This is a genomic window from Spirosoma terrae (assembly GCF_010435915.1).
In the GTDB taxonomy this organism is placed as follows: Bacteria; Bacteroidota; Bacteroidia; order Cytophagales; family Spirosomataceae; genus Spirosoma; species Spirosoma terrae.
The window spans coordinates 1-5,862 of the sequence record NZ_JAAFZH010000032.1 but is presented as its reverse complement, the minus strand read 5'-3'; the positions used below and the strand labels follow the sequence as shown (position 1 = coordinate 5,862).

6 protein-coding genes are annotated in these 5,862 nt (G+C 47.4%); 4 read left to right on the top strand and 2 right to left on the bottom strand.

The genetic code is table 11. The features are described 5' to 3' along the window. Nucleotides 1-644 (top strand): T9SS type A sorting domain-containing protein (locus GK108_RS30810; protein ID WP_163955450.1); only part of this gene is annotated, 644 nt, incomplete at its 5' end. A gap of 151 nt (nt 645-795) precedes the next feature. On the opposite strand, the gene GK108_RS30805 is transcribed toward GK108_RS30810, so the two are convergent. After that, nucleotides 796-1,866 (bottom strand): branched-chain amino acid aminotransferase, encoded by a 1,071-nt coding sequence (locus tag GK108_RS30805; RefSeq protein ID WP_163955449.1) that lies wholly within the window; start codon nt 1,864-1,866, stop codon nt 796-798. Between the two features lie 100 nt (nt 1,867-1,966). Further along, nucleotides 1,967-2,524 (bottom strand): cob(I)yrinic acid a,c-diamide adenosyltransferase, encoded by a 558-nt coding sequence (locus tag GK108_RS30800; protein WP_163955448.1) that lies wholly within the window; start codon nt 2,522-2,524, stop codon nt 1,967-1,969. A 188-nt stretch (nt 2,525-2,712) separates the two neighbouring features. On the opposite strand from GK108_RS30800, the gene GK108_RS30795 reads away from it, so the two are divergent. From GK108_RS30795 to tyrS, 3 genes are all read left to right on the top strand, one after another. Further along, nucleotides 2,713-3,222 (top strand): hypothetical protein, encoded by a 510-nt coding sequence (locus tag GK108_RS30795; RefSeq protein ID WP_163955447.1) that lies wholly within the window; start codon nt 2,713-2,715, stop codon nt 3,220-3,222. Then, complete coding sequence (locus tag GK108_RS30790) at nt 3,215-4,429, top strand: S-adenosylmethionine:tRNA ribosyltransferase-isomerase (RefSeq protein WP_163955446.1); 1,215 nt, start codon at nt 3,215-3,217, stop codon at nt 4,427-4,429. Before GK108_RS30795 ends, GK108_RS30790 begins: the two co-directional genes overlap by 8 nt. A gap of 70 nt (nt 4,430-4,499) precedes the next feature. Continuing rightward, on the top strand, nt 4,500-5,801 hold the full coding sequence (tyrS, locus tag GK108_RS30785; protein WP_163955445.1) for a tyrosine--tRNA ligase: 1,302 nt from the start codon (nt 4,500-4,502) through the stop codon (nt 5,799-5,801). Nucleotides 5,802-5,862 lie beyond the last annotated feature (61 nt).

The window sequence follows — 5,862 nt, the reverse complement described above, 5'->3', positions numbered from 1 at the left end:
CCATTACGGTAACGGCCACGGATCCGGGTAGTCTGACGGCCAGCACCAGCTTTGCCATTACGGTGAGCCCTGTGTCGAGCACCACCAATCCGGGTGGTACGTTTGCTATCGCCAGTGCGACGACTAACTACTGCGAAGTGATTTCAGCAGGTGAACGTAACGTAACGTTTACGCCAGTTTATACCGGTACAAATGGTAGTACCATTACGTTCTCGGTCATTAACGAGCGTATACCAACAACCAATCCTGGTCCGTACACGCTACGTCTGTACACCGATAATCCGGTCATCACTTTGAAGGCGGAGCAGTCAGGTGTGGTATCGACCTATAGCTACAACTGGTTAGCTGCCTGTAACGCTCCTGCTCGATTAGGTGTGGGCGAGAATAGCGAATCATTGTCGGCTGTTATTCTGGGGAATCCGGTCGTTACAGAGACTGTAGAAGTAGAGATTCGGGGTGCCAGCGGCCAGAAACTGCATTTGCAGACGATCGATAGCCGCGGACGTAGCGTCAGTGAAAAAACCGTAGAGCGTGCTTCTTCGGTTGAACGTGCTACGTTATCAGTTGGGCGATCTGCCGGTATTTATTTCTTACAAATAATGACCGATACGCAGAAACAGGTTCTGAAACTGGTTAAAGAATAAAAAAAATAATCAATCCTACAGGAACGGCCACTCATGTGAGTGGCCGTTCCTGTATATAGTGGTTAACAATAGCCTGGTCGGCCAGAAGCTGATGCGCCAATAAAAAAGCCCTAACCGAAAATGCCAGGGCTTTCAATAGGACTTGATAGGGCTAAACTTTGTGCATCCAGCCGAACGTATCCTCAATTTTGCCAGTGCGTAAATCGGATAGATAATTTCTGACACGTACCGCAAAGGAATCTTCAGGTGCAAATTCAGGCAGCATATAATCTTTGCCCTGATAGCCAATCAGCGAGTAAGGAGAAGAACCGACCGCCGTACCAGCGCCGAACGCTTCGGTCAGTCGACCCGTTTCGATGCCGTTGATGACTTCCTCAATTGACACCAGACGTTCTTCTACCGTAACGCCCCAGCTCCGCGCAATCTGCAATATCGAATCGCGCGTAACACCTTTAAGAATCGAATCGGAGGTAGCTGGCGTTACGAGCTTGCCATCTAGCATGAACATAATATTCATGGTGCCCGACTCCTCAATGTATTTGTGCTCGCGGGCGTCGGTCCAGATCAACTGATCATACCCCTGTTGCTGAGCCAGTAGGGTAGGATACATCGATCCCGCGTAGTTTCCAGCACATTTAGCATAGCCTACACCGCCCGGAGCCGACCGGATATAGTCTGTTTCGACTTTCAGCTTGGGTGGGTTGGAATAATAAGCCCCAACCGGACAGGTGAAAATGCAGAAACGATACGTTTTGGAAGGTGCTACGCCCAGATACGTATCGGTAGCAAACATATAGGGGCGTACATATAATGAGCTGTCAGGCGTGTTGGGCACCCAATCGGCATCGACACGTAGCAGTGCTTCCAGACCGCCCATAAACACGTCTTCGGTCAGGGTTGCCATACACATTCGTTTAGCCGATTCGTTCATCCGCTCAAAGTTGGCGTATGGCCGGAACATCATTACCTCACCCGCTTCATTTTTGAAGGCTTTCATACCTTCGAAAATCGACTGACCATAATGGAGCGACGACAGAGCTGGGCTGAGCGTGAAATTGTCGAACGGCACAATCATTTGATTCTGCCACTGACCATCTATAAAATCGGCCACGAACATGTGGTCCGAGAAATGTTTTCCGAAAGGCAGATGATTAAAATCTACCTCCTGAATCCGGGAGCGTTCCGCTTTCCGCAATTCAATTTGCAGGACGTCTGTCGTCATAATCAGGGTATTGGCTAATGAGTTAGATGGCTTTTTATACCACCTACGGCAAAGCTAAAAAATAAGAATGAGTTAATTTAGTTGTCTTGACAACTTTTTTTTAGTGGTTTATTCTGGGTTTCCATTCGACTTCTGATGTCTCTAATTCCTGCGCCATTTTGCGACTCAGCACAAACAGGTAATCAGATAATCGGTTAACGTACGGAATAACCAAATCATCTACGGCTACTACTTCGTTTAGCTTAATAATCAATCGTTCGGCCCGCCGGCAAACGGTACGTGCCAGGTGGCAAAAAGACACGGATTGATGGCCACCGGGTAAAATAAACGCCCGAAGTTCTGGTAGCGCTACGTCCATCGAATCCATTGCCTGTTCCAGTAAGAGAATATCGTCGGGGACAATAGCGGGCATGGCTCGTTTTAATGTCTTGTCAGGATCAGTGGCTAATTCCGCACCAATGGTAAAAAGCCTATCCTGAATTTCTTTGAGCAACTCTTTACGGCTGCTATTAACGGATTGATCGCGCACGAGTCCAATCCAGGAGTTGAGTTCATCGATTGTTCCATAGGCATCAATACGTAGGTCGGCTTTGCTGACTCGACGGCCGCCAATCAGGGCTGTTTGTCCCCTATCGCCTGTTTTTGTGTAAATCTTCATATAATCTTCTAAACCAAACTTGACAACAATTGGCTAAGCTAACGGAATTCCCCCGTTCAGGCCGTACCTTTGCGCCCTGATTTGAAAAGTCAGCCGTAAATTTCATAAAGTGATTAAGTCCTGATGCAAGGCATGTTGTTTTAACGGCTTGATTGTATGGGTCATCCGTCACTCTGTCGCTTATTTAAATGAAAGCAAGTACTTTTTTTGTTCGTACCTGGCGTATACTGTCCATTCTCGGTCTGGTGTTTGCTCTTTTTACTAGTTATATTTCTTATCCTGGCGATGTAGCTGTTCGCTTTGACGAGCAGAACAATCCGATTCAAACCATCGAGCGGGAAACGATTTTTTATGTAGCTGTTCTTATTTTCATTCTTAACAACACGCTCATCAATGCCATATCCCGGTTATTTCTGAAAGTGCCGACCGCTAAAATTCCGGTTCCCAATCCCGACATGTGGGTATCGCATCGTTCTCAGCTAAACGAGATCTTTACCAATTGGTTTTCGGCGCTCATGGCTGCTATCAATACCATTCTGGCATTGGGTTTATTTGTTTTGTCGTTGCTGAATCGTTCGGACCGTCCGATTCAGGCCCTGGATTATGCCTGGTTGCTGCCCGTCAGTACGGTTATCCTGATTGTTGTCATTGCCGCTTTGCCAATTCGTTTGTTCATGAAACCGAGTAACGATGACTGAGCCAAGTGAATTACTATTGAGCGAGTTTCAATACAATTTGCCGGATGAACGTATTGCGCGGTTTCCATTACCCCAGCGTGATACGTCCAGGTTACTGGTTTATCGGCATGGGGAAATCAGCCATAAACGGTTCTCAGATCTGCCGGCTCTACTGTCTGCGACTAGTTACCTTGTTTTTAATAATACAAAAGTAATTCCCGCCCGACTTCACTTTACCAAACCAACCGGGGCGCTGATTGAGCTATTTCTGCTGACTCCAGTTCCGAGCACACAGCCTATTAGTATGGCTATGGAGAAGACTGGCGAGGCAATCTGGCAGGGAATGGTGGGTAACCGAAAACGCTGGAAGGCGTCGGAAACCCTCGAAACAACGCTTGCTACGTCGAACGGACCTGTTTTGCTAAAAGCCGATTGGTATGACTATGAACAATCGGTTATTCGGCTAAGCTGGCAACCGGCCAATCTCCCGTTTGCCCAGATAATTCAGGCGGCTGGTGAGATACCACTGCCACCTTATCTGAAACGCGAATCGACGGCGGCTGACCGGGAAACGTATCAGACGATTTATTCCAGACAGGAGGGAGCCGTAGCGGCCCCCACCGCTGGACTGCATTTTACATCGACTGTATTTGACAACCTTGCGAAACGTAACGTTGCTCATGATTATCTGACATTGCACGTTGGGGCTGGTACTTTTCAGCCCATTAAAACGGCCGATGTTCGCCAGCATCACATGCACACCGAGCAGGTAATCTATACCCAGGAAAACCTACGGAATTTGCTGAATCATATCAATAATATTATAGCCGTTGGTACTACGTCGATGCGGGCGCTGGAAAGTTTGTACTGGATGGGGGTGAAAGTACTACATAATCAGCCTGATCCTTTTTCGCTCGACCAGCACTTTGCCTACCAACTTTCTCCGGATGAGCAGCCTCTGGTTGAGGAATCACTACGTAGCGTGCTGCATTATCTGATTGACAACAAACTGGATTCCGTAGTAGCCCATACAGGTATCTATATTACGCCCGGTTACCAGTTTAAGCTTTGTAAAGGTATCGTTACGAATTTCCACCAGCCTGGTTCTACGTTAATCTTGTTGATCGCAGCATTAATTGGTAACGATTGGAAACGGGTATATGAGGAAGCGCTCGACAACGATTATCGTTTTCTAAGCTACGGCGACTCATCGCTGCTTCTGCCATAAACTATATACATTTGTAATCTTATTACGTGATAGTAAGCCGTCGATCCGGTTTCACTCAGTCTTAACTAGTATGAATTTCATTGACGAACTCCGCTGGCGGGGTATGTTGCACGACATGACCCCTGGAACTGAAGAGCAACTCCAGAAAGAAATGACAGCGGGCTATATTGGCTTTGATCCCACAGCGGCATCGCTCCATATTGGCAACCTGGCAACTATTATGTTATTGGTCCATCTTCAGCGGGCCGGTCATAAGCCATTCGCCTTGGTAGGAGGAGCAACGGGCATGATTGGTGATCCATCTGGTCGTTCTACTGAGCGCGATTATCTATCCGAGGAAACGTTACGTCGAAACCAGGAAGGCATTCGGGCACAGCTGGCTCGATTCCTGAACTTTGATTCAGGCGATAACGCTGCCGAAATGGTTAACAACTACGACTGGTTTAAAGGAATTACCTTTCTAGAGTTTTTGCGGGAAGCTGGCCAGCATATTACCGTTAATTATATGGTGGCGAAAGATTCCGTGAAGAAGCGGCTGGAAACGGGTTTGTCGTTTATGGAATTTTCGTACCAACTACTTCAGGGGTATGATTTCTACTGGCTTTACAAAAACAAAGGCGTTCGCCTGCAGATGGGCGGGTCGGATCAGTGGGGGAATATTACGACGGGGACCGAACTGATCAGACGTAAAGCAGGCGGAGGCACAGAGCATTCCGAAGAGCATCTGGCCTATGCCCTGACAACGCCTTTAATCACGAAAGCCGACGGAACGAAATTTGGGAAGTCGGCCGGTGGTAACGTATGGCTCGATCCAGCGATGACATCACCCTATCAGTTTTACCAATTCTGGCTAAATGCGACGGACGCCGATTGTCCAAGATTGATTCGTGTATTTACTCTGTTATCGCAGGAAGAAATTGAGGAATTAGAACGTCAGCATGCCGAAGCTCCACATTTACGCATACTACAGAAAGCAATCGCCCAGGACGTAACCATTCGAGTACACTCTCAGGCAGGATATGATCTGGCGGTAAAGGCTTCTGAAGTTTTGTTTGGCAAAGTTACCCTCGAAACACTACGATCAATTCAGGCTGACGAGTTTGACGTTATTTTCGAAGGAGTGCCCCAGACGATGGTAACAGACGAAGAGCTGGCCGGATGTAAAGATATTACGGACTTACTATCGGTAGCGAGTAAAGGAGAAGTGTATGCATCAAAAGGAGAAGCACGCAGAGCTATTACCCAAAATGCAGTTAGTCTGAACAAGACGAAAGTGTCGGACCCGGCTGCTTCTCTGGACCTGGAATGGCTTCAAGGACGCTATATTCTAGTGTCAAAAGGAAAGAAAAACCACCTGCTGAAAAAAGTTTAAATTTTTATTTCTGTCTAATTGCCTGATACTGGGTGGGTTTCCAAATAATCTTTGGGGGGCC